1 protein-coding gene is annotated in these 287 nt (G+C 61.0%); it reads left to right on the top strand.

The genetic code is table 11. The features are described from left to right. Positions 1–233 (top strand): hypothetical protein (locus tag G5A07_RS22285; RefSeq protein ID WP_223107766.1); only part of this gene is annotated, 233 nt, incomplete at its 5' end. Positions 234–287: the final 54 nt, after the last annotated feature.

Below are 287 nucleotides of genomic sequence, written 5' to 3'. Positions count from 1 at the left end.
CGATGGCGCCATCCATGGCGCCAACGGTCCTGCACGCCCATGCCCTCCGCCTCTGGACGCACTTCTGCGAGCGCGGTGCGTACATGCGCGGTGCCTTGCCTTTGGTAGCTGCCAACCTTGGTTGGCAACAGCTTTTGACTTTGCTTTCTTCTTTTGACTTTGAGTTTCCGCTCTCGTTCCGCGTGCGCAGGAAACTGTCGGGAGCCGGAGCAAGGCGGCAGGCAGCACCGTGAGGCGCATGGATGCGCCGACCGAGCCTTATCTGATGGAAATCTGGCAGCGTAGGT

The sequence above is a fragment of the Stenotrophomonas sp. AS012628 genome, from assembly GCF_010608305.1.
Taxonomy (GTDB): Bacteria; Pseudomonadota; Gammaproteobacteria; order Xanthomonadales; family Xanthomonadaceae; genus Stenotrophomonas; species Stenotrophomonas geniculata.
This window is presented reverse-complemented; position numbering and strand designations above follow the sequence as displayed.